This is a genomic window from Streptomyces vastus, from assembly GCF_039532825.1.
Taxonomy (GTDB): Bacteria; Actinomycetota; Actinomycetes; order Streptomycetales; family Streptomycetaceae; genus Streptomyces; species Streptomyces vastus.
The window spans coordinates 258,791-279,728 of the sequence record NZ_BAAASJ010000099.1 but is presented as its reverse complement, the minus strand read 5'-3'; the positions used below and the strand labels follow the sequence as shown (position 1 = coordinate 279,728).

At 68.9% G+C, this 20,938-nt stretch carries 20 protein-coding genes and 1 tRNA gene; 5 read left to right on the top strand and 16 right to left on the bottom strand.

Features of this window, described 5'->3' with window-relative positions; translation table 11 throughout:
* Positions 1 to 70 precede the first annotated feature (70 nt).
* On the bottom strand, positions 71 to 979 hold the full coding sequence (locus tag ABD357_RS32840; RefSeq protein WP_344394662.1) for a S1 family serine peptidase: 909 nt from the start codon (positions 977 to 979) through the stop codon (positions 71 to 73).
* Between the two features lie 700 nt (positions 980 to 1,679).
* Between ABD357_RS32840 and ABD357_RS32835 the strand changes: the two genes are divergently transcribed.
* A complete protein-coding gene (locus tag ABD357_RS32835) occupies positions 1,680 to 1,970 on the top strand; it encodes a hypothetical protein (protein WP_344394661.1) in 291 nt (96 codons plus the stop codon).
* A gap of 35 nt (positions 1,971 to 2,005) precedes the next feature.
* Here ABD357_RS32835 and ABD357_RS32830 read toward each other — a convergent pair whose 3' ends face one another.
* Entirely contained in the window at positions 2,006 to 2,200 is a 195-nt protein-coding gene (locus tag ABD357_RS32830) for a hypothetical protein (RefSeq protein ID WP_344394660.1), read from the bottom strand.
* A gap of 256 nt (positions 2,201 to 2,456) precedes the next feature.
* Between ABD357_RS32830 and ABD357_RS32825 the strand changes: the two genes are divergently transcribed.
* Together ABD357_RS32825 and ABD357_RS32820 are read left to right on the top strand one after the other, a co-directional pair.
* Complete coding sequence (locus tag ABD357_RS32825; RefSeq protein ID WP_344394659.1) at positions 2,457 to 2,924, top strand: MarR family winged helix-turn-helix transcriptional regulator; 468 nt, start codon at positions 2,457 to 2,459, stop codon at positions 2,922 to 2,924.
* A 101-nt stretch (positions 2,925 to 3,025) separates the two neighbouring features.
* Entirely contained in the window at positions 3,026 to 5,422 is a 2,397-nt protein-coding gene (locus tag ABD357_RS32820) for an MFS transporter (RefSeq protein ID WP_486389235.1), read from the top strand.
* Between the two features lie 34 nt (positions 5,423 to 5,456).
* On the opposite strand, the gene ABD357_RS32815 is transcribed toward ABD357_RS32820, so the two are convergent.
* Entirely contained in the window at positions 5,457 to 5,846 is a 390-nt protein-coding gene (locus ABD357_RS32815) for a hypothetical protein (protein ID WP_344394657.1), read from the bottom strand.
* Between the two features lie 69 nt (positions 5,847 to 5,915).
* Here ABD357_RS32815 and ABD357_RS32810 point away from each other — a divergent pair, with 69 nt between their 5' ends.
* Positions 5,916 to 6,386 carry a PPOX class F420-dependent oxidoreductase gene (locus ABD357_RS32810; protein ID WP_344394656.1) on the top strand — a complete coding sequence of 157 codons (471 nt, stop codon included), beginning with the start codon at positions 5,916 to 5,918 and terminating at the stop codon, positions 6,384 to 6,386.
* A 503-nt stretch (positions 6,387 to 6,889) separates the two neighbouring features.
* On the opposite strand, the gene ABD357_RS32805 is transcribed toward ABD357_RS32810, so the two are convergent.
* The 10 genes from ABD357_RS32805 to ABD357_RS32760 form a co-directional block, all read right to left on the bottom strand.
* The gene (locus tag ABD357_RS32805) at positions 6,890 to 7,663 is read right to left on the bottom strand and encodes a TetR/AcrR family transcriptional regulator (protein WP_344394655.1); all 774 of its coding nucleotides are present in this window, start codon (positions 7,661 to 7,663) and stop codon (positions 6,890 to 6,892) included.
* 132 nt (positions 7,664 to 7,795) lie between these two features.
* On the bottom strand, positions 7,796 to 9,307 hold the full coding sequence (locus tag ABD357_RS32800) for an MFS transporter (protein ID WP_344394654.1): 1,512 nt from the start codon (positions 9,305 to 9,307) through the stop codon (positions 7,796 to 7,798).
* A gap of 144 nt (positions 9,308 to 9,451) precedes the next feature.
* Positions 9,452 to 11,578, bottom strand: a complete 2,127-nt coding sequence (locus ABD357_RS32795) for an ArnT family glycosyltransferase (RefSeq protein ID WP_344394653.1) — start codon at positions 11,576 to 11,578, stop codon at positions 9,452 to 9,454.
* On the bottom strand, positions 11,575 to 12,969 hold the full coding sequence (locus ABD357_RS32790) for a bifunctional glycosyltransferase family 2/GtrA family protein (RefSeq protein ID WP_344394652.1): 1,395 nt from the start codon (positions 12,967 to 12,969) through the stop codon (positions 11,575 to 11,577). Before ABD357_RS32790 ends, ABD357_RS32795 begins: the two co-directional genes overlap by 4 nt.
* Before the next feature lie 14 nt (positions 12,970 to 12,983).
* Positions 12,984 to 14,597: a sensor histidine kinase gene (locus ABD357_RS32785; RefSeq protein WP_344394651.1), complete on the bottom strand. Its 1,614-nt coding sequence runs from the start codon at positions 14,595 to 14,597 to the stop codon at positions 12,984 to 12,986.
* Positions 14,594 to 15,334 (bottom strand): response regulator transcription factor, encoded by a 741-nt coding sequence (locus ABD357_RS32780; RefSeq protein WP_328770423.1) that lies wholly within the window; start codon positions 15,332 to 15,334, stop codon positions 14,594 to 14,596. The genes ABD357_RS32785 and ABD357_RS32780 overlap by 4 nt, the downstream gene beginning before the upstream one ends.
* A 179-nt stretch (positions 15,335 to 15,513) precedes the next feature.
* Positions 15,514 to 16,494 carry an amidohydrolase family protein gene (locus tag ABD357_RS32775; protein WP_425585102.1) on the bottom strand — a complete coding sequence of 327 codons (981 nt, stop codon included), beginning with the start codon at positions 16,492 to 16,494 and terminating at the stop codon, positions 15,514 to 15,516.
* On the bottom strand, positions 16,469 to 16,819 hold the full coding sequence (locus ABD357_RS32770; RefSeq protein WP_344394650.1) for an antibiotic biosynthesis monooxygenase family protein: 351 nt from the start codon (positions 16,817 to 16,819) through the stop codon (positions 16,469 to 16,471). The genes ABD357_RS32775 and ABD357_RS32770 overlap by 26 nt, the downstream gene beginning before the upstream one ends.
* 64 nt (positions 16,820 to 16,883) lie before the next feature.
* Positions 16,884 to 17,774: a DUF2797 domain-containing protein gene (locus ABD357_RS32765; RefSeq protein WP_344394649.1), complete on the bottom strand. Its 891-nt coding sequence runs from the start codon at positions 17,772 to 17,774 to the stop codon at positions 16,884 to 16,886.
* A 97-nt stretch (positions 17,775 to 17,871) separates the two neighbouring features.
* Positions 17,872 to 18,204, bottom strand: a complete 333-nt coding sequence (locus tag ABD357_RS32760) for a GYD domain-containing protein (RefSeq protein WP_344394648.1) — start codon at positions 18,202 to 18,204, stop codon at positions 17,872 to 17,874.
* 200 nt (positions 18,205 to 18,404) lie between these two features.
* On the opposite strand from ABD357_RS32760, the gene ABD357_RS32755 reads away from it, so the two are divergent.
* Positions 18,405 to 18,827: a hypothetical protein gene (locus tag ABD357_RS32755; protein WP_425585108.1), complete on the top strand. Its 423-nt coding sequence runs from the start codon at positions 18,405 to 18,407 to the stop codon at positions 18,825 to 18,827.
* 77 nt (positions 18,828 to 18,904) lie between these two features.
* On the opposite strand, the gene ABD357_RS32750 is transcribed toward ABD357_RS32755, so the two are convergent.
* The 3 genes from ABD357_RS32750 to ABD357_RS32740 all read right to left on the bottom strand — a co-directional run bounded on the left by ABD357_RS32750 (position 18,905) and on the right by ABD357_RS32740 (position 20,824).
* A complete protein-coding gene (locus ABD357_RS32750; protein WP_344394646.1) occupies positions 18,905 to 19,570 on the bottom strand; it encodes a glycosyltransferase family 32 protein in 666 nt (221 codons plus the stop codon).
* A 71-nt stretch (positions 19,571 to 19,641) separates the two neighbouring features.
* Complete coding sequence (locus ABD357_RS32745) at positions 19,642 to 20,244, bottom strand: glycosyltransferase (RefSeq protein WP_344394645.1); 603 nt, start codon at positions 20,242 to 20,244, stop codon at positions 19,642 to 19,644.
* Positions 20,245 to 20,751: 507 nt separating this feature from the next.
* Positions 20,752 to 20,824: transfer RNA gene (locus ABD357_RS32740), tRNA-Arg, on the bottom strand.
* Positions 20,825 to 20,938: the final 114 nt, after the last annotated feature.

The following is a 20,938-nucleotide window of genomic DNA, read 5'->3' as shown; positions in this document are numbered from 1 at the left end:
TCCGCATGGGGGTTCGTACGGGGCTCGGGACCTGCGCACCTTCAGAGGCGCGGCTGTCTCAACGTACGGCTCACCGGCCCAGCCTGCTCAGCGCCCGCTTGCCCGCCGCGGACTCCTCCAGCGTGTCCCACAGCTTCGCGGACCCGGTGTACGTGTAGACACCGGGAGCCCCCTGCGCCGCGCACCCGTCGCCGTATGACGTGATGCCGACCTGGAACACGCCCTTGCGGCCCTGCAGCTTGCGGAAGATCGGCCCGCCGCTGTCGCCCTGGCAGGAGTCCTTGCCCTCGACGCCGGCGCACATGTTGACCTTCGTGTCGTACTGCGGGTACGACGCCTTGCACTCGATGTGCGACACGATCGGCACGTCCACCGCGCGCAACCGGTCCGGATGAGTCGGCACCTCGGTGTTGGTGTTGCCCCAGCCGATGACGGTTGCCTTGGCACCCGGACGGATCAGCGCGTCCGTGCCGGCGGTCGGCAGGTTGACCGGGGCGATGCCCTCGACGGGCTCCTTCAGCATCAGAAGGGCCAGGTCGTACGCCCCCTCGCCCTTGGCGTAGCGGGGGTGGACGACTATCTCGGCGACATCGCGCAGCTGGCCCTGGTTCTTCTTCGACAGCACGGTCCGGCCGACGACCGTCTCGATCTCCTTGGGCTTCGTGCCCTCGACGCAGTGCGCGGCCGTCATCACGACGCCGGCCTCCAGCAGGCTGCCGCCGCAGAACTGCCGGTCGTGGGCGTTGCCGGCGCCCTTCGCCAGCAGCGCCGCCATGAACGGGTGCTTGCCGTCGGGCTGTTCGGTGCCGCCGATGATGCGCGTGCCCGGCCGGCCGCGGTCCGCGGAATCCGCGGCGTGAGCCGTTCCGACGGAGGCTGCCGCGAGCCCGAGTGCCGCACCGGTCGCGATGACGCCGGTGGTGATCCGCCGGGCCGCTGTTCTGTGAGCGGGGGCAATGCGAGTGGGGGAAAGACGCATGTGGGGGTGTCTCCAGACGTTCTGTGCTCAGTACTGACCACCCCGGCCGGACGCACCCTCGCGTCCCAACTTGCCCGAACCGCAAGGGAGTCACCCGACGGAAGTGGCATGGCGTTCTGTCAGACGAGATACGCGGGGCGAAGGTTCACTCCTGGGAACACTCAATGCCCATCCGTCTCTTTCTATCTGACGTATCGTCAGCCACACTTGCGCGATGCGTCAGGTGACTTGGATACGTGGCCGCCGGGGCGCCGTGGCCGGTGCCTCGGCGGCGGTCGCGTTGTGTCTGGGCGGGGTACTCGCCGCGTGCGGGGGCGGCGGGAGCGATGACGAGGGGTACGTCGCGGTGGGGGCGGCCGGTGGTTCGCCTCCGGCGTCCGGGGCGGGGGCGGCTCCTACGGGCGAGGTTTCGCTGGTACCGCTGGAGGGGGCACCGGGTTCCCATGGCGATGGCGGGCGCGGGAGGTCGGAGGGGGCGCCCGGTCCCGATGGTGCTGGTTCTGGCGGAGCCCGGGAGCCGGGTACGGAACCGGCGGCTGGTCCTTCCCCGTCCGCGGGTCAGGGAACGTCAGGGGGCGAGGGCGGTTCCGGTCGCGCGGAGGGGCGTGAAGAGGGACGTACGGAAGGAAGTCCGGCGCCTTCGTCGTCTGCGGGCGACAGCGACAGCGGTACGGCACCCCATACGCCCGCGGCGCTGAACGTGAGCGACCCGGCACGCGAACCCACCGACAAGCGCTGGTGCGAAAAGGTCACCCTCGACTTCCACAACACCGGGGGCAGCGCGGTGCGTTCGGGCACGGTGACCTTCGAGACGCACATCATCGACTTGCTCGGCATCGACTGGGCGACGATCAAGTCGGCCGAGAAGCTTCCCGCACCGGTCGGCGCGGGGGCACGTAAGGAGAAGACCTGGACGGTGTGCGTCGACGCGTGGCGTGTGCCGTTGGGCATGCACATCGAGACGCGTGACGTGTCCGTGCGGTGGGAGTAGGGCTCCGGCGTACGGGAGTTGTCGCCGTACCCGAGTTAGATGAACGCGAGCCAGGCCACGCCGGCCACGATCGCGATGGCGGCGATCACGCCTACGATCACGCCGATACGGGGGCCTGCCGGGGCTGCCTGCTGACGGCGGCCCTGCGGTGCCTCGTCGACGAAGGCGCGGAACATCTGGGTGCTGCCCGCGGGGTCGTTGTTGCCCTGGGGGCCCTGGGTGTTTGCCATGGCCCTGGACCCTAGCGAATGCCTCCGGCTTGCCCAAGTGCTGGGGGTGCCGTCTGCTGGTGCTGGTCACCCTGACTTGGTGCCACCGTCTCGGGTGCTCCGCCCCGGCCCCCCTCAGATCGGCCTGAACGGCCTCGTCCTCAAGCCGGACGTGCTTCTGGGTGCTTTGCCAAGGTTTTAAGGCCATCCCCCCTCTTTCATTTGCCTGTAGCAACCAAACAACTTATGGTTGCCTAGAGCAACAAAGGAGGGTGTGATGGCCGCCGCTCATAACCAGTACGGGGAGCTGGCCCGCCAGCTCAGCGCCATCGGAGCTGTGAAGCGCGGCCTCGGGCGGATGTTGCCGCACGAATGCCCCGCAGGGGCCGCTGCCGTGCTCACACTTCTTGAGCGGCACGGGGAGATGCGGATGAGCCGGCTCGCGGAGCTGTTGGCCATCGATATGTCGGTGACCAGTCGGCATGTTGCCCATGTCGCGGAGCGCGGGTGGATCGTCCGGTCCCCCGATCCCGGCGACAAGCGGTCGCGCATCCTGCGGCTCACTCCCGCGGGGCGGGACATGCTCACCGAGATCGCCGAGCGGTACACGCGGGCGCTCGCCCACTACCTGGGGGACTGGTCCGACGACGAGGTCGAGCAGCTCAACTCCCTGCTCGGTCGGCTGCGGACCAGTTTCGACGAGTGCCGGCCGGCGGCGTCCACCCCCGCACCAGACGTGACATGACGGAACGTAAGAAAAGGAAGACCATGGCCACGACCGCACCGACCGCTGTGCGGGGCTCTCATGCCAAGCACTCATCAGGCGGCTCCACCGACGGCGCTCCGATGACGCACCGGCAGATCATGGAAGCGCTGACCGGGCTGCTGCTCGGCATGTTCGTCGCGATCCTGTCGTCGACGATCGTCTCCAACGCCCTGCCCAGGATCATCGGCGACCTCGGCGGCGGCCAGAGCGCCTACACCTGGGTGGTGACCGCGTCGCTGCTGACGATGACGGCATCCACCCCGCTGTGGGGCAAGCTCGCCGATCTCTTCTCCAAGAAGCTGCTGATCCAGGTGGCTCTCGTCATCTTCGTGCTGGGCTCGGCGGCGGCCGGCCTTTCGCAGAATCCCGGCACGCTCATCGCGTTCCGCGCGGTGCAGGGCATCGGCATGGGCGGGCTGTCCGCACTGGCCCAGATCATCATGGCGGCGATGATCGCCCCGCGGGAGCGCGGCCGGTACAACGGCTACCTCGGTGCCACCTTCGCCACCGCGATGGTCGGCGGCCCGCTGGTCGGCGGCGTCATCACCGACACCAGCTGGCTGGGCTGGCGCTGGTGCTTCTACGTCGGCGTTCCGTTCGCCGTCATCGCCCTGATCGTGCTCCAGCGCACCCTGCACCTCCCGGCCGTCAGGCGGAAGGTCAAGGTCGACTGGGCCGGTGCCTTCCTCATCTCCGCCGCGGTCTGCCTGCTGCTGGTCTGGGTGACCTTCGCCGGTGACAAGTACGAGTGGCTGTCCTGGCAGACGTACGCGATGGTCGGTGGCTCCGTCGTCCTCGGGCTGCTCTTCGTGCTCGTCGAGGCGAAGGCGAGCGAGCCGATCATCCCGCTGCGGCTGTTCCGCAACCGCACCATCACGCTGGCCTCTCTGGCCTCGCTCTTCGTCGGTGTCGCGATGTTCTCGGGGACCGTGTTCTTCAGCCAGTACTTCCAGCTGGCCCGCGACAAGTCGCCCACCATGTCCGGCGTCATGACCATCCCGATGATCGGCGGACTGTTCGTCGCCTCGACGGTCTCCGGCCAGGTCATCACCCGGACCGGGCGCTGGAAGGGCTGGCTGATCGGCGGCGGGGTGCTGGTGACCGCGGGTCTCGGCCTGCTGGGCACGATGCGGTACGACACCGAGTACTGGCACATCGCGATCTTCATGGCGCTGCTGGGCCTCGGCGTCGGCATGATGATGCAGAACCTGGTGCTCTGCACGCAGAACCAGGTGGACCCCACCGACCTGGGCGCCGCCAGCTCCACGGTGACCTTCTTCCGGTCCCTCGGCGGTGCCATGGGCGTCTCGGCGCTGGGCGCGGTCCTGGCCCACCGGATCACCGACTACGTCAAGGACGGTCTCGCGGGCCTCGGTTCACAGGCCGCGTCCTTCGGGCACGCCGGCACGGGCGACGGGAGCATCCCCGACCTCGCCGCGCTGCCCGCGCCGGTCCGCACGGTCGTGGAGAGCGCGTACGGGCACGGGGTCGCGGACGTCTTCCTGTACTCCGCACCTCTGGCACTGCTCGCCCTCCTCATGGCCCTCTTCATCAAGGAGGTCCCGCTGAGGACACGAGGCGCCATGGCGGAGGCTGCCGAGGTTCCGACTGCGGCTCCGGCTCCGGCTCCGGCTCCGGTTGAGCAGGAGGCCTCGGTCGAGCAGACAGGCCCTGTTGCCGCGACAGCCGACGCCGCGGAATCCGGTGGCGCGGGTGGAGGCATTCCTGTGCGCGGGTGCGTGCGCGGTGCCGAGGGCACGCCCGTTGCTCGGGCCGCCGTCACGCTGATCTCCCTCGGCGGACGGCAGTTGGGCCGCTCGGTCACGCACGCCGACGGTGGTTATGCGCTGGGCGCGCCGGGGGCGGGGTCGTACGTCCTGATCGCCTCTGCCGACGGGTTCCAGCCGCAGGCCTCGACGATCGTCGTGAACGACGAGCCGGTTTCGTACGACATCCTCGTGAGCGGTACGAGCGGGCTCAGTGGTGTGGTGCGGGACGCCCGGACCGGTACGCCCGTCAAGGACGCCATGGTCGTCGTCACGGACGTACGCGGTGATGTGCTGGCCACCGGAAACACCGGCGAGCAGGGCGAGTTCGAGTTCGCCGGGCTGGTCCCGGGCACCGTGACCGTCGGGGTGAACGCGGTGGGTCACCGGCCGGCCGCCCTGCCGGTCGAGGTCGGCGCCACCGGTGTCACCCGTGTCGAGGTCGGCCTCACGGCGGGCGCCCGGCTGCAGGGGATCGTACGGGCAGCGCACGGGCCTCTCGCCGATGCCCGGGTCACGCTCGTCGACGCGGCGGGCAACCTGGCCGCCACCGCTACGACCGGGGAGGACGGGGCGTACGCCTTCGCCGATCTGGACAGCGGGGAGTACACCGTCATCGCGACGGGTTACCCGCCGGTGGCCACGGCGCTGACCGTGAACGGGCGCGGTGTCGACGACCATGACATCGAACTCGGCCATCCGGGCGAGTAGTTCGAAGCCACGGGGACTCGATGCACGGTCCGGTTTACATCAGGCCGACCATGCGGGGAGGGGCGAACAAGTGGCGAGCCCGGTGTTCCCCGGCCACCATCTCCGTCCCGGCGCGCGTTTCGGGCGCGCGGTCCGTTCTGGCGAGGGCCTGCTGGTGGCCCGCGCAGGTCGCGCAGGCGGGGTCCCACTCGGGCAGTTCCTGAAAGTGGGCGTCGGCGAGGTGGCGGCTGAGGCTGATCTGCGTGCCCACGACGCTGTCCATGAAGTCCCAGTCGACGTCGTGCCCCTCGGTGGCGTGCAGTCCGGCGATGACCGCCTGGACGTGCTTCATCGCCTCGTAGAGCCGGACGCACTCGGCGCAGTCCCACATCCAGGCGGGCGGCAGCGGCCACTGCTCGTCGGGGCTGAGGTCGCCGGCTGCCATGTCCGTCAGCGTAGGGCCTGCCGCCCTAGGCGTCAGGCGTTCGGCGACCGTTCACCCTAGGCTGCCCCCATGGCACCGAACATCGCTACGAACACCTCCGTCTCCCTCGATGATCTGCTGGATTTCGTACGTCCCCGCCATCGCGCCGTCCTGCTCACCCGGCGGGCTGACGGAAGCCCGCAGGGATCTCCGCTGACCTGCGGTGTCGACGACGCAGGCCGGATCGTCGTCTCGACCTATCCCGAGCGGGCCAAGGTCCGCAACGCCAAGCGGGACGAGCGGGTGAGCCTCATCGTGCTGAGCGACGACTGGAACGGGCCCTGGGTCCAGATCGACGGTACGGCCGAGGTCATCGACCCGCCGGACTCGGTCGAGCCGCTCGTGGAGTACTACCGGAACATCGCGGGCGAGCATCCGGACTGGGATGAGTACCGCTCCGCGATGCTCAAGCAGGGCAAGTCGATCATCCGGGTCACGCCGGTGCGGTGGGGGCCGGTCGCGACCGGCGGCTTTCCTGCGCGGCTGGCTCCGCAGGAGTAGGGGGTTTCTTTCCCCAGCCCCGCCCCTTCCCGAAACTGGGGGCTGCGCCCCCAGGCCCCCCGCCAGGGGGTGGGGGGGGTGACACTGCGTGTCGCGGCTGCGGGTGCGTTGTGGCTGATCGCGCCCCGCGGCGGAGCCGCTAATGTCACAGCCCCGCGCCCCTGAAAAACCAAAGCCTGCGACTCCCGGCGCCCCGGGAAAGCCCGGCGCCCCGAGCAAGCCCGGGCTCCGGAAGGGCACGCGCCCTGGGAAAGCCCGTACCCCCGACTACCCGCAGCCTCCCACCGGCGGGAGGGGACGTGGGCCGGTGCGTCGTATGCCCGTCGCTCAGGTTCTGTCTCAGGTCACCCGCACCGTGTACCGACACCGGGCCGTATGCCCGGCCTGCGACGGGCTGACGCACCGGCCCACGTCCCCGCACCCACCACCCACCCAAGGGGCGCGGGGCTGTGACATCAGCGGCTCCGCCGCGGGGCGCGACAAGCCACCCACACACCCGCACCTTACGAACCGCGCCCCCAGCGGAGCGTCATCGTTTCGATTCCGGCCACCAGAAGCTCCAGCGCGAACTTGAAATCACGTTCGCGCATCTCCTCCACCGTGTCGCCACCCCGCGCCTCCATGAGATCCGTGGCGCTCTCGAAGTTCTTGGCGAACTCGGGCTGTTCGCGGATCGTGCTCATGGCCCGGTGGAAGTACTCGTCCTGCGTCATGCCCGCGGAAGCGCACCGCTGCACGAAGTGTCCCTCGATCGTCCCGAAGCCGTACACGAACTGGTAAACGGCTGCGATCGCACCCATCTGACCGTGCGCCGGCAGCCCGGTATTGCGCATCACGTGCTGCACGCACAGTGAGAACGCCATCGAATGCGGGCCGATGTTGAGGAAGCTGCCGATCAGCGGCGACACCCAGGGATGGCGCACCAGCAGCGCCCGGTACCCACTCGCGAGCGCGCGCAGCTGATCGCGCCAGTCCTCGCCCGACTCCGGATCGGGCAGATCGAGTTCGCCGAAGACCGAGTCGAGGGCGAGTTCGAGCAGGTCGTCCTTGGTGTCCACGTACCAGTACACCGACATCGCCGTCACGTTCAGCTCGGCGGCCAGCCGGCGCATGGAGAACTTGGCCGGCCCCTCGGCATCGAGCAGCCGCACCGTCACCCGGGTGATCCGGTCCCGGTCGAGCCCGGAGGGCTGACCGCCGCGCGCAGCCCGCTGCCTGCCCTCCAGCCAGACGCTGGTCCGCGCCGGACCCTTGGCCCGGTCGCCCGCCCTCACCATGGCGCACCTTCCTCGGAGCTCGATATCCAGCGCGTACTCGATACACAGCGCGTATCGCTGTCGCCTGATGCTATGCGTGCCTCGTACGCGACATCGTTACGCGGCCACCGCTGAGTCCGCCCTCCCCGGTACTTAATGTCTGGGTGGTACACCCACCGCCCGCCGCAGCAACTCGGCCGCCAGCAGCCCTCCGAGGAGTACGGCAACCGCCCCCACCAGCTGACTGGTCTCAAGGCCGGAGGAGAACGCGTCCATGATCCGCGCCCGCTCCCCGGCCGACTCCGCGGAGGCGAGCGCGGCCGGAAGTGAGGCCGCGGCGACCGGGATCAGCGCGGCGAAGCGGGCGTTGAGGACCGCGCCGAGGACCGCGACGCCGAGGCCGTTGCCGAACTCGGCGAGCGTGCCGTTGATCCCCGCTCCCACGCCCGCCTTCTCCGGCGGGATGGCGCTCATGATCGCGTTGGCCATGGCGGGCATGGCGAAGGCGATGCCCGCGCCCATGATGACGAGGCCCGCCAGCATGCCGTTGTAGTCGTCGCCGCCGAGCAGCGCGATCACCGCGAGGCCTCCGGCGAGCATGCTCATACCGGCCGCGATCGTCGCGGGTGTGCCGAGCCCCGCGTGCAGCTTTGCGCCGACGCCCGTGAGGTTCAGGGCCACGACGGTCACGGCGAGCGGCGCCAGCCGCAGGCCCGCCTCCAGGGGCTCGTATCCGAGGACGAACTGGAGGTGCTGAGTGAGGAGGAAGAGGGAGCCGCCGAGGCCGAAGGCGACCAGGATCGCGCCCGCCACGGCACCGATGAAGCGCTGGTTGCGGAAGAAGTGCATGTCCAGCATCGGGTAGGGGATGTGCAGCTCCCAGAGCGCGAATGCGCCGAGGACCAGTACGCCGACGGCCGCGGCCACCAGGACCCGCGCCGACGTCCAGCCGTGCTCGGGCCCGGAGATGATCGCGTAGACCACCGAGGCCATACCGATCGTCGAGAGCAGCGCTCCCAGGAGGTCGGGGCGGTCGCCCTGCGGGTTCTTGGACTCGGGCACCAGCTTGATGACCGCGGCAAGGCCGATCAGCGAGACGGGGATGTTGATCAGGAAGATCGATCCCCACCAGAAGTGGTCCAGCATGAATCCGCCGAGCAGCGGACCGGCCGCGAATCCGAGGGAGTTGATCGTCGACCAGAGGCCGATGGCCTTCACGCGCTCGGTGTCGTCGAAGATCTGCACGACGACCGCGAGCGTCGTGGTCATCAGCAGCGCACCGCCGACGCCCATGCCCGCGCGGGCGGCGATGAGCTGTGTGGACGACTGGGCGAAGGCCGCCCAGAGCGAGCCCGTGCCGAAGAGGACGAGTCCCGCGGCCAGCATCTTCTTGCGGCCGTAACGGTCGGAGGCGCTGCCCGCCGTGAGCAGCAGTCCGGACTGAACGAGTGAGTACGCGTTGATCATCCACTGGATGTCCGCGGTGCTCGCGCCCAGTTCGTCCGTGAGGGAGGGGATCGCGACGTTCAGGACGGTGTTGTCGAGGAGCACGGTGAGCTGCGCGAGACAGATGACACCGAGGATCAGCCAGCGCTGGGGATGGCCCTGGGGCTGCTCCTGGACCTGCTCCTGGACCTGGGCTTCTTCCTGGGGGGACGTGGGCATGCTGTACACCGTAGAACAGTTCCTATACGGCGTACAACACGGTTTCCGGACGTACGACAAGGGCGTCGTAACCGGCGTCGTACGACAACGGCGGTGGCCCGAGGCGCGTACGCACCCCGGGTCACCGCCCGCCGACAGAAACCGTCAGCTGCTCGTCGGCTGCGTCAGGTCGTAGAACGTGGCCGAACCCACCGTCACCTCCTTGAAGTTCTCCTGCACCCACTGGCTGATCTGGGACGCGGTGCCGGAGCTGTCGTTGCCGCCGCCACCCATGCCGCCGCCCGCGATGAAGTAGTGGATCTTGCCGTCCTTCACGTACTGCTTGAACTCGGCCGGCGTGGGCGACGGGTCGCTGCCGTTGAAGCCGCCGATCGCCATCACCGGGTCGCCGGTGGCGAGCTGGTAGCTGGCGGCGTTCTGGGCGCCGATGGCCGCGGCGGCCCAGGTGTAGTCACCGGAGTTCGCCTCCAGCAGTTCCTTGGCCTCGTCGCCGACGGTCGCACCGTTGAGCAGACCGCCCATGCCGCCACCGCCGGCGCCCATACCTCCGCCGTCGCCCCGGGCACCGGGCATGCCACCCTGCTGGTTCTGACCGCCGCCGGGCGTACCGCCGCCCGGGAATCCGCCGGTCGGGGGCCGGCCCGCCTGCCCGTTGCCGTTCTGCCGCTGCCCGTTGCCGTTCTGCTGGTTCTGGCCGGGCATCCCGCCGGGACCGCCGCCCATGCCGCCGCCCGGGCCACCGCGACCGCCCGCGACCGCCGGACCGGCCGTGACGATCGAGCCGGAGTGGCCCTCGTTCAGCGTGGTGAGCGTGTACGCCGTCGGACCGGCCAGCGCGGTGACGAAGCTCAACCCGACGACCCCCATGGCCAGTCGACGACCGAGCTTGTTCACGAAGGTCAGGCCGAGCGCGGCGGCCAGACCCCCGACCAGGACCAGCCACTTCAGCCACGGCAGGTAGTCGGAGGAGCGGTTGAGGAGGACGTACCCCCACACCGCGGTCGCCGTCATCGCGCCCGCCAGGGTGAGCGAGGCCCACATCTTGCCGCGTTCCTCCCAGAGCACGACCGCGCCCATGCCGATCAGCGGCGCGATGTAGGGGGCCAGGGCGACGGTGTAGTACTCGTGGAAGATGCCCTGCATGAAGCTGAAGATCACCATGGTGATCAGCAGCGATCCGCCCCAGGCGAGGAACGCGGCACGGGCCGTGTCGCTGCGCCCGGCACTGCGGAGCAGGACCACGGCCGCCACGCACAGGATCAGTGCCGCCGGGATCAGCCAGGAGATCTGACCGCCGATGTTCGAGCTGAACATACGGTCCCAGCCGGTCTCGCCCCAGCCGCCACCCCCGCCGCCGACGCTGCCGGTCTCCTCGCCGTTGATGCGGCCGAGTCCGTTGTAGCCGAAGGTCAGTTCAAGGAAGGAGTTGTTCTGCGAGCCGCCGATGTACGGGCGCGAGGAGGCCGGCCACAGTTCGACGATCGCGACCCACCAGCCGCCTGCCACGACCATCGAGAGGCCCGCGAGGAGGACCTGGCCGATGCGCCTGCGCAGGGTCGTCGGCGCGAAGAGCACGTAGATCAGCGCGAGTGGCGGGAGGATCAGGAAGGCCTGGAGCGTCTTCACGAGGAAGGCGAAACCGACCGCGGCACCCGCCCACACCAGCCACTTCGTCTGTGCCTTCTCCATGGCGCGCAGCACGCAGTAGACCGTGACGGCCATCAGGAGCGCGAGCATCGCGTCCGGGTTGTTGAAGCGGAACATCAGCGCGGCGACGGGCGTCAGCGCGAAGACCGCCATCGTGAGGAAGCCGGCCGCGGAGCCGAACCGGCGGCGCACGGCCCCGTACAGCACACCCGCCGTGGCGACGGCCATGAGCACCTGCGGGAACAGGATCGCGAAGGAGTTGAGGCCCAGCAGCCGCACCGACAGCGCCATCGGCCACAGCGAAGCCGGGGGCTTGTCGACGGTGATGGCGTTGGCCGAGTCCAGCGAGCCGAAGAAGAACGCCTTCCACGACTGGCTGCCCGCCTGAACGGCAGCGGAGTAGAAGGAGTTGGCGTACCCGGAGGCCGTGAGGTTCCAGGTGTAGAGCGCGCCGATCAGCAGCAGCGCGCCGAGGAACGCGGGCCGCACCCAGCGGTGGTCCTCGGGCCGCCCGCGCCAGAGGCGGCGTACGAAGGGCTGCTTGGGACTGCCGTCCTCGGGGACCGCGGTGGGCTTCGCCGGAACAACCGTCTTCTGTACGGCGGTTGGCTGAGTCGTCGTCATCGTGCGTTCCTCAGGTCGTGATCGTTCGGGCGCACCGGCTGCAGCTGCATGGTCGCGTCCCCCCAGGTTCGGTTGTCGTACGGAGGTTGAGTCGTCGCTTGAACAGGCGTGACAGGTGTGTGCGAGACGACGACGGTCGACGGCGTGTGGTCGTCCCGTTCCGGGAACACCCACGCCCGGAAGAGCAGGAACCGCAGCACCGTCGCCGCGAGGTTGGCGGCGATGAGCACCGCCAGTTCGGTGGAGTGCGCGGGGTCGGTCGTCGCGGCGTTCAGGGCGGCGAGCGAGCCGCTGGTCAGGGCGAGGCCGATGCCGAAGACGACCAGGCCCTGCGCCTGGTGCTGCATCGCCCGCTCGCGGCCGCGGACGCCGAAGGTGAGACGCCGGTTGGCCGCCGTGTTGGCGACCGCCGAGACGAGCAGGGCGAGCGCGTTGGCGAACTGCGACCCAGTGAACGTACGGAAGCCGCTGTAGAGCAGCAGATAGAACAACGTGGACAGAGCGCCCACGATGCAGAACCCGACGAGCTGGCGGGCGAGTCCCGTGGGTACGCCGGTCAGTTCGCGGTCGCGCGGATCGTCACCGAACGGCCGGGCGAGCCGGTCGAGCGGCAGCGACCCGGTCGCGAGGGCGCGCCCCACGCGCCACACGCCCTTCAGGTCGTCGGTCGCGGTCTTCACGATGTGCACGGTCGAGTCCGGGTCGTCGACCCAGTCGACCGGCACCTCGTGGATGCGCAGTCCGGCCCGTTCGGCCAGCACCAGCATCTCGGTGTCGAAGAACCAGCCGGTGTCCTCGACAAGGGGCAGCAGCACTTGAGCCACTTCCCGCCGGATCGCCTTGAAGCCGCACTGGGCGTCGGAGAAGCGGGCCTGCAGGGAGCCCCGCAGGATCAGGTTGTACGTACGGGATATGAACTCCCGCTTGGCACCGCGCACCACCCGCGAGGAGCGGGCCAGACGCGAGCCGATCGCGAGGTCGGAGTGGCCCGAGATCAGCGGGGCCACCAGCGGGAGCAGTGCGTTGAGGTCGGTGGAGAGGTCGACGTCCATATAGGCGAGGACCGGGGCGTCGGAGGCGGACCACACGGTCCGCAGGGCCCGGCCGCGGCCCTTCTGATCCAGGCGGAAGGACCTGACCTCCGGGATCTCCGCCTCCAGCCGCGCCGCCACCAGCGGGGTGGCGTCCGTCGAGGCGTTGTCCGCGATGGTGATGCGGAACGCGTACGGGAAGGTGCGCGCGAGATGCTCGTGCAGTCGGCGCACGCACGGCTGGAGGTCCTTCTCCTCGTTGTAGACGGGGATCACTACGTCCAGGACAGGCGTACCGGCATTCCCGGCCGGGAGGTGCTCCCGCGCCGGCAGGGAGCCGGGAGAAGGTTCGGTTCGCATGACGACGACTGTCGTCAAGTGCCCTGTTGTACCCGTGTGGTGGTGCTGTGCTGTGCCTGTGAGTACGTTTGCGAATTTGTTTCCGAAATGAAGGCCTCATGAGAATGGGGCACTTCGGCGGCCAGCGCGGGCAGATGCACGGTAAAGACGGTCCGTCCCGGCACGCTGTCCACGGTCACCGCACCGTCGTGCGCGGCCACGACGGCCTGCACGATGGCGAGCCCGAGACCCGTGGATCCCGAGGCGCGCGAACGAGACGAGTCGCCCCGCGCGAACCGTTCGAAGACACGCGGCAGAAGCTCCGGCGGAATGCCGGGCCCGTCGTCCTGGACGTCCATACACACCCAGGAGCCCTGCCGGTGCACGCGTGCGGTCACCGTGGTGCCGGGCGGGGTGTGCGTACGGGCGTTCGCGAACAGGTTCACCACGACCTGCTGGATACGGGCGGCATCGGCCTGCACGAGCGCGGGTTCGTCCGGCAGCTCGAGCCGCCAGTTGTGCTCGCGCCCGGCCGCGCGGGCATCGCTCACGGCGTCCACGATCAGCGGGGACAGGTCGGTGTGCTCGTAGGAGAGGGGGCGCCCGGCGTCGAGCCGCGCGAGCAGCAGCAGGTCCTCGACGAGCCCGGTCATCCGCCCGGCCTCGGACTCGATCCGGCCCAGCGCGTGCCGGGTGTCCGGCCCGGTCTCTTCCCTTCCGCGTCGGGTGAGTTCGGCGTATCCGCGGATGGACGCGAGGGGCGTACGCAGCTCATGGCTGGCGTCCGCCACGAACTGCCGTACCCGCGTCTCGCTCTCCTGCCGCGCGTGCAGCGCTCCGTGGACGTGGTCGAGCATGCGATTGAGAGCGGCACCGACCTGCCCGACCTCCGTGTGGGGGTCGGTCTCGGACTCGGGGACGCGCTCGTTGAGGGTCACCTCGCCGCTGTGGAGGGGGAGTTCGGAGACTCGGGTGGCGGTGGCGGCGACTCGGCGGAGGGGGCGGAGGGCGACGCTCACGATGGTGGCGCCGGCGAGGGAGGCGGCGGCCAGACCGGCGGCTGTGACGCTGGCTTCTACGAGGATGAGGGTGTTGAGGGTCTCTGTGACGTCCTCGGTGGACAGGCCGACGTAGTAGTCACCGTCGATGCCGCTCTGGTACTGGACGCGGTACTCGCCGAGGCCCGGAAGGTCGACGGTGTGCGGCTCGCGGTCCCGCGGCACGTCCTCGAGGACGGCCTGCTGCGCCGAGGTGAGTGACTCGGGCTTGAATTCGGGTACCCCGCCGTCGCCCTCGGACTTCTTGCCGACCTTGGCCTCGGTGATGTTGCCGCCCGCGAGCTTCGCGGCGAGCGTTCCGCCGTTGCTCGGCTGCGGGCCTCGGCCGACCAACTCCGACAGCGTCTGCGACTTATTGCCGACTGGGGGCTCCTTGCCGACCAGCTCCTCGGGCCCGGCCGCCCGCATGGCCGCACCCTTCACCGAGTCGTCGAGCTGCTCGTACAGGTGTGAGCGGAGCGCAATCGTGGTCACCGTGCCGATCACCGCACACACGACCGCGATCAGCACGACAGACGCGACGACGAGCCGCGTCCGCAGCGTCCGAGGCTGTCGGCGCCGCTGCTTCCGCAGCTGTCGTCGTCCGCTCATGACGCGGCGGGCTTGATCAGGTAACCGGCTCCGCGCCGCGTGTGGATCATCGGCTCGCGCCCGGCGTCTATCTTCCGGCGCAGGTAGGAGATGTAGAGCTCGACGACGTTGGCCTGACCGCCGAAGTCGTACGACCACACCCGGTCGAGGATCTGCGCCTTACTGAGCACCCGGCGCGGGTTGCGCATGAGGAAGCGCAGCAGCTCGAACTCGGTGGCGGTGAGGTGGATGTTGTCCCCCGCGCGCGACACCTCGTGGCTGTCCTCGTCCAGCATGAGATCGCCGACGACGAGCGTGGAGTCGGAGCGCCGGTCGGCGGCGCCGGAGCGACGGATCAGCCCGCGCAGCCGCGCGACGACTTCCTCCAGGCTGAACGGCTTGGTGACGTAGTCGTCGCCTCCCGCGGTCAGCCCGGCGATACGGTCCTCGACGGCGTCCTTCGCCGTCAGGAAGAGGACCGGGACGTCGGGCAGTTCGCGGCGCAGGCGGCCCAGAACGGCCAGCCCGTCCATGTCGGGCAGCATCATGTCGAGCACCACGGCGTCGGGCCGGAACTCCCGGGCGGTCTGCACCGCCCCGGTCCCGTCCCCCGCGCTGCGGATCTGCCAGCCTTCGTAGCGCAGGGCCATGGACAACAGCTCGGTGATCGACTGCTCGTCGTCCACCACAAGCACGCGGACGGGGCTCCCGTCCGGCCTCAGCAGTTCGGTGCGCCCCTGGGGCGAGGTCGTGGTCATAGCCAACACATTGCTGGGCGGCTCTGAGAACACCCTTGCGGGAACCTGTGAATTGCCTGAGAAACGCACAGGAGCCCCTCAGGGAACTCCTCTGGGAAGCCCTTGTCCGGCTTGCCGGGCTACCGGACTGCATGGCCGTCGGGTGTCGGGCTGTCGGGCTGCACGACACGAAGCGATGCTCACAGCCCGAAGAGCCGCGCCCCGTTCCCGTAACAGACCGCCCTCAGCCAGTCGTCCCCGAGCCCGAGCCGCTCCAGCGCGTGGAGCTGATGGACGTACGCGTACGGGATGTTCGGGAAGTCGGAGCCGAGCAGAATACGGTCACCGAGGGCATCCAGCCGGGGCAGCGCCCGACGCGGGAAAGGCGCGAACCGTTCGCTGAAGTCGGTGAACGCCATCGTCGTGTCCAGACGCACCTCGCCGTACCGCTCGGCGAGGCCGAGGAAGTCCTCGTACTCGGGCATGCCCATGTGCGCGACGACGAGCCGCAGCCGGGAGTGCCGGGCGAGCACCCGCCGGATCGGCTCCGGCCCCGTGTGCTTGCCGGGCGCGGGCCCGGACCCGCAGTGGATCACGACGGGTATCCCGGCCTCGGCGAGCAACCCCCAGGCGGAATCGAGGAGTTCGTCCGCCGGGTCGTACGCCCCCACCTGCACATGTGCCTTGAAGACCCGCGCCCCGTCGTCCACCGCCCTGCGCACATACGACGTCACGGCCGGCTCGGGGAACAGGGTCGCCGTATGCAGACAGTCAGGGGTCCGGCGGGCGAAGTCGACGGCCCACCCGTTCAGCCACTCGGCCATGCCCGGCTTGTGCGGGTAGAGCATGGCCGTGAACGCGCGCACGCCGAACTGCCTGAGGACAGCGGTCCGTTCATCCTCCTCGCCCCGATAGGTGATCGGCCACTCGAGGCCGGTCAGTGGACCGACGGCGTCGAAGTACTCCCAGACCTTCCGCAGAACACGCTCGGGCATGAAGTGGGTATGGACGTCGACGAGCCCGGGCAGCCCGAGCCGCTCCCAGAACTGCCGGACTTCGGCGCCTTCTTGAGCCGACTGGAAATCAGCGCCGTCCGAAGCCGACCGGACGTCGGCGCCTACTTGCGAAGACCCGGCCGCCGCCCCGTCCTCCCCCTCAGCCCTGGCCACGCCGGAACCCATAGCTTCGCTCGACCCTCGCGAAATGGACGGTGTAGCTCTCGTACCAGCTCTCACGCCCTTGCTTCTGCGCCGCCCGGTGCTCCATGCCGCCCCGCCACTCCTCGATGGCCTCGCCATCCCGGAAGTACCCGACGGTGATCCCGAGCCCGCCCGGCGTCCGCGCCGAATCCATCCCGAGAAACCCCGGGATCTCCTTCACCAGCTCCTCCATCCGCTCGGCCGTCTCGCCGTATCCGTTGTCCCCTTCGGTCCGCACGGAGGTGAACACGACGGCGTAGTACGGCGGTTCATGCTCGGCGACAGGCCCACTGGATTGATCGCTCATGTCCCCCACTCTCGACGCGCACCCCATATGACGTCCAGCGACGATCAGCGCCTTTCGGCGCCTTTCAGAAGAGCCCGTCCTGCATCCCGCCCTGCAACCCCCCGAACTCCCGCACCGGCACCGGCACCGTCACCGCACCGGCCGGTTCACCCTCACCGGCGGCACTCAGCTCCCACCCCTTCATCAGCCGCGTATCGAGCACGACGACCCCACGCTCATCGGCCAGATGCAGATCGGGCCCGGCGGCAGCCACCAGCTCCCCCCTCACGACACCCCCCGCCACGAGCTCACTCACCACGCCCACAGCCGACGGCAACCCGTGGAGCCCGAACACCCCGGCATGATCGACAGCCAGGAACGGCATCCGCTCCAGGGACTCCGGCCACCCACCGAGCCCCACGGCCTTCGCATGCAGCGCCTCGACCTCGCCCGCCCGCACCGCCGCCTCCGGTAACGCACTGCGTACGGCCCGCTTGGCGTCGTACGCGATCCGGTCCGGCACCCCCAACGCCGTACGCAACAACTCCTCACTCCGCCGGGCCGCCATCAGGGGCCCACGCCCCAGCCAGCTGAAGACAACGGCCCCCTGCTCCAGCAGCCTCGCCTCTCCCCGCTCCACAGCGGTGATCCCGACCTTGATCATCCCGCTCCCGAACCACGCGAGATACACGTGATACGGCCGCGGATCATCGGCGACGGTATCGGCGGCAACAGAGTGCGCCCGCTCCAGCCGCGCACACTCCTCACACTGCGCCCCGACACTCCGCCCGGACACGACAGCCCGCACCGGACAGCCGTTCCCCCGCGCCCCCACGCACGTCCGCACACCCCCGTCGACCACCGCGAACGCCACCCGCTTCCCCCACGACAACGCACTGCTCCGCCCACCACCCCACCCGAGCACGGGCCCTTCGACATCCCACCGCAGCCCCGTACATCTCCACACTTGTGCCATCACCGAAAGCGTAAAGGGCACCACTGACAAGAGGTCCTCGGTGATTCACCGGGGACCTCTCACCTGTGTATGCCGTGGTCGCGGCCAGGGCTGCCGTCTATGTGGACGCGCCAGGAGCCCGGTACTGGACCTGCCCGGCTGTGCGCAGGGCCTCGAGTGTTTCATCGACGGTCAGGAGGACGGTCGTCTCGAACGAGCTGAGCGCGCCGCCTCCACTGATCGCCAGCGCCACCGAGGCCATGGACACGTTGTCCGGCGCCTCCCACAGGTTGTAGCCGTCATGCGTGCCGAAGGCGTACCAGAAGCCGTGGAGCTTCCCGCCGACGGACTCGATGTACGACTGAGCGGCCTGAGCACGGTCCTCCGGGTGACCGATCAACTTGGCCCAAGTCTCCGGCGTGTAGCTGAACCTCGATAGATAGAGCGGCATCGCGTCTCCCTTTCGTCCGTCATTCGTCCCCTCATTCGTCCCCTCAAGGGATGCCACCGCCGGGAGAAATCCCGCCGGATTCGCCCCGTGTATCCCTCGAACAGCCGCGGGCGCCCCGAAGTACTCAGGGAGTGCTGAGTACTTGTGCCCTGGTCGGTGACGCCTTGAGCCGAAACGCTTGGGAGATGAGCCAAGGACTGATGAGCCAAGGACTACGGAAATCCGTTCTCCATCTGTTGTCGATCCTCGTCACGGCTGGGGTCTCTATAGCGATGTGGGCTGCCTGGCTGGGCTGGGACCAGCAATACGACCTGCAGCCGGACGGCACGATGACCGGCCCGTACGAGACGTGGCAGGTGATCGGGCTGGTGCTGACCTTGCTGGTACCGGTGTGCTGGGCGGCATCCCAGCGCTACTTCGTAGGCGCTGTGCTCGGCCCCACAGCCGGCCTGACCGCAGCCGCCTTCTACGACTGGTCGGACGACACCAGCGGCCTGTTCGCAGTCGGCGTGGGACTGATCATGATGGGGACCCTCGCCGCGACCGCTGTCGTCTCCGCCGTGATCGCCACTGCTACTGATCACCGGACGCAGCCACCGGCGGTTCACTACCGGCCCAGCTGACGGCCGGCATCAGCCCAGCGCAACATGCCAATGTCCTGATGGTGCGCTGGAGACAGTGATCATCCGTTTCTCCATCTCTACATTTCGGGGCGGGCCGGAGTGAGCGTGAGCCGGTTGTCGCTACCCGGCTTCTTCCAACTGACTGCGTTGGCGTGGACGATGAATGCCTCGCTGGTGTCGTCCTGGCCCTCAACGCATATCAGGCGGCGACTTCCCCTGACCGCACCTCGGTCGATCTGGGTGAAGTCAGGAAAGGAACGCAGTATGGGGGTGATGTAGCGGGTGCCGAAGATGTCGAAGACCTCGTACTTCTCGGTCTTGTTGCGCTTGAGGTAGGCCAGGCGGAGGTAGCGTGCTCCGGCGCCTTGGACGATCATGCGGTAGGCGGGGTGGTTCCGGACGGTGCCGAGGGTGGCGTTCTGGACGTTGCCCTTATTGCCGGTCATGCCGAACAGGGGCAGGCCGTCGATCAGGGGGGCGATGGGCTGGGTGCACCAGGAGTCGGCGTCGGTGTAGATGCCGCCGTACTGGGCTAGGAGCTCAAGGCGGAGAAGGTCGGCCCGTACGGCAGGCGGCTGGTCGGCGAGGGCGTCGTAGACCCACTGGTTTTGCAGTGCGGGGAGGTTCTTGTCGGTCCAGAGCTGGACCTGGTAATCGGGGTTGTGCTTCTTCCAGGTGCGGAAGTTGTCCCGGTAGGGGAAGGCCTTCTTGCCGATCCATATGACGTGAATCAGTTTGGGCATACCCGCCTGCGTGGCATTCGCCGCTGTGGCCGTGGCGGCAGCAGCGGTGGATGTGCGAAATCTGTTGCGGATCACGGCGCCTCCCAGCGGACCATGGTGTTGAAGAAGTCAGCCGCCTGCGGTGCAGCGGCGATCGGCTCACAGCACTCGGCGATCCCAGCCGGGTCGAAGCGCTCCGAGTCCTTGAGCACCTCACCCGCCATCCGATGCTGCAGCGCCTTGTCGTTGATCAGTTCGAGCAGGCCCTCGGCGACGGCCCCGACGTTGCCGACCTGGACGAGAAGTCCATCCACGCCGTTTTCGGCGATCTCCCCCGGGCCGGGCGGGCAGTCCGTGGAGACGACGGGCAGGCCGCTGCGCATGACCTCGACCGTGGAGAGGTGCTCCGCCATGCGGCGGTCGGTGAGCGCGCTGGCCTGGCCGTGGCGACCCGACCCGCACGGGAAGGCCCGGGCCGGCGCCCGGTCTGCGGCGTCCCCGTCATATCCCGGGCCGTCCCCGTGGACCTCTGCGAGGTGGCGCAGGCGCACGCACGGGTTCCGCTGGAACACCGGCTCGTCGCGCTGACCGGGCACCGAGGCGATCTCGACGTCGTGCTGCCGGGCAAGGTTGTGCGTCGTCCGGATCGTGCCCCCGATGCCGAAATCATTACGTAACGCGGAGGAAATCTTCATGCGTCCCCGTATCTCCGTCTCATCCAGCTAACTGATGGCTAGACCGGGGAGTTGGTGGAATGGTTGACCTTGCTTACCATCTTGTTCTCGAACAGTTGGCCTATCGGTAACCTCTTTCGGGAACGCCTTGGCGCCGAGACGCATCAGGGCTTGCAGGACATCTGCGGTACGTGACCACCCCGGGGCCCGCAACGCGGCGAAGGCGAAGAAGCGGCAGCAGGAGCCATGGACTGGGGACGAGGTCGGGACGTTCCTCGCGCACGTCGTCTCCGACCGGCTGCACGCGGTGATGCTGCTGTCGCTGATCGGGCTGCGCCCCGTCGAGGTCTGCGGCGTGCGGTGGACTTACGTGCACCCCGATCCGCAGACCCTGAAGGCGGGTTCGGACAAGTTCGCGAGCTGCTCAGCCAGGCAAGATCAACAGCGGATGTGCGAAATTATGAGAGGTCACGACGAAGGCCCCGACCCTCCGAAGAGGAATCAGGGCCTTGGCCTGGTACTTCCGAGTGCACTCGGCAGGATTCGAACCTGCAACCTTCTGATCCGTAGTCAGATGCTCTATCCGTTAAGCTACGAGTGCCTGTGTGTTCTGTTGTGTTGGCTCTTCCTGGCGGGTTTTTGGGCCCGGTCGGCGTTGCGGGAACAACATTACATGACTGGTGGCGCCTGGCGAAATCCGTTTAGCGGACCCTGC

Coding starts and splice junctions, on each gene's coding strand:
- ABD357_RS32840 (WP_344394662.1), bottom strand. CDS start 979: ATGCGTCTTTCCCCCACTCGCATTGCCCCCGCTCACAGAACAGCGGCC.
- ABD357_RS32830 (WP_344394660.1), bottom strand. CDS start 2,200: ATGGCAAACACCCAGGGCCCCCAGGGCAACAACGACCCCGCGGGCAGC.
- ABD357_RS32825 (WP_344394659.1), top strand. CDS start 2,457: ATGGCCGCCGCTCATAACCAGTACGGGGAGCTGGCCCGCCAGCTCAGC.
- ABD357_RS32820 (WP_486389235.1), top strand. CDS start 3,026: ATGACGCACCGGCAGATCATGGAAGCGCTGACCGGGCTGCTGCTCGGC.
- ABD357_RS32815 (WP_344394657.1), bottom strand. CDS start 5,846: ATGGCAGCCGGCGACCTCAGCCCCGACGAGCAGTGGCCGCTGCCGCCC.
- ABD357_RS32810 (WP_344394656.1), top strand. CDS start 5,916: ATGGCACCGAACATCGCTACGAACACCTCCGTCTCCCTCGATGATCTG.
- ABD357_RS32805 (WP_344394655.1), bottom strand. CDS start 7,663: ATGGTGAGGGCGGGCGACCGGGCCAAGGGTCCGGCGCGGACCAGCGTC.
- ABD357_RS32800 (WP_344394654.1), bottom strand. CDS start 9,307: ATGCCCACGTCCCCCCAGGAAGAAGCCCAGGTCCAGGAGCAGGTCCAG.
- ABD357_RS32795 (WP_344394653.1), bottom strand. CDS start 11,578: ATGACGACGACTCAGCCAACCGCCGTACAGAAGACGGTTGTTCCGGCG.
- ABD357_RS32790 (WP_344394652.1), bottom strand. CDS start 12,969: ATGCGAACCGAACCTTCTCCCGGCTCCCTGCCGGCGCGGGAGCACCTC.
- ABD357_RS32785 (WP_344394651.1), bottom strand. CDS start 14,597: ATGAGCGGACGACGACAGCTGCGGAAGCAGCGGCGCCGACAGCCTCGG.
- ABD357_RS32780 (WP_328770423.1), bottom strand. CDS start 15,334: ATGACCACGACCTCGCCCCAGGGGCGCACCGAACTGCTGAGGCCGGAC.
- ABD357_RS32775 (WP_425585102.1), bottom strand. CDS start 16,494: ATGGGTTCCGGCGTGGCCAGGGCTGAGGGGGAGGACGGGGCGGCGGCC.
- ABD357_RS32770 (WP_344394650.1), bottom strand. CDS start 16,819: ATGAGCGATCAATCCAGTGGGCCTGTCGCCGAGCATGAACCGCCGTAC.
- ABD357_RS32765 (WP_344394649.1), bottom strand. CDS start 17,774: ATGGCACAAGTGTGGAGATGTACGGGGCTGCGGTGGGATGTCGAAGGG.
- ABD357_RS32760 (WP_344394648.1), bottom strand. CDS start 18,204: ATGCCGCTCTATCTATCGAGGTTCAGCTACACGCCGGAGACTTGGGCC.
- ABD357_RS32755 (WP_425585108.1), top strand. CDS start 18,405: ATGAGCCAAGGACTACGGAAATCCGTTCTCCATCTGTTGTCGATCCTC.
- ABD357_RS32750 (WP_344394646.1), bottom strand. CDS start 19,570: ATGCCCAAACTGATTCACGTCATATGGATCGGCAAGAAGGCCTTCCCC.
- ABD357_RS32745 (WP_344394645.1), bottom strand. CDS start 20,244: ATGAAGATTTCCTCCGCGTTACGTAATGATTTCGGCATCGGGGGCACG.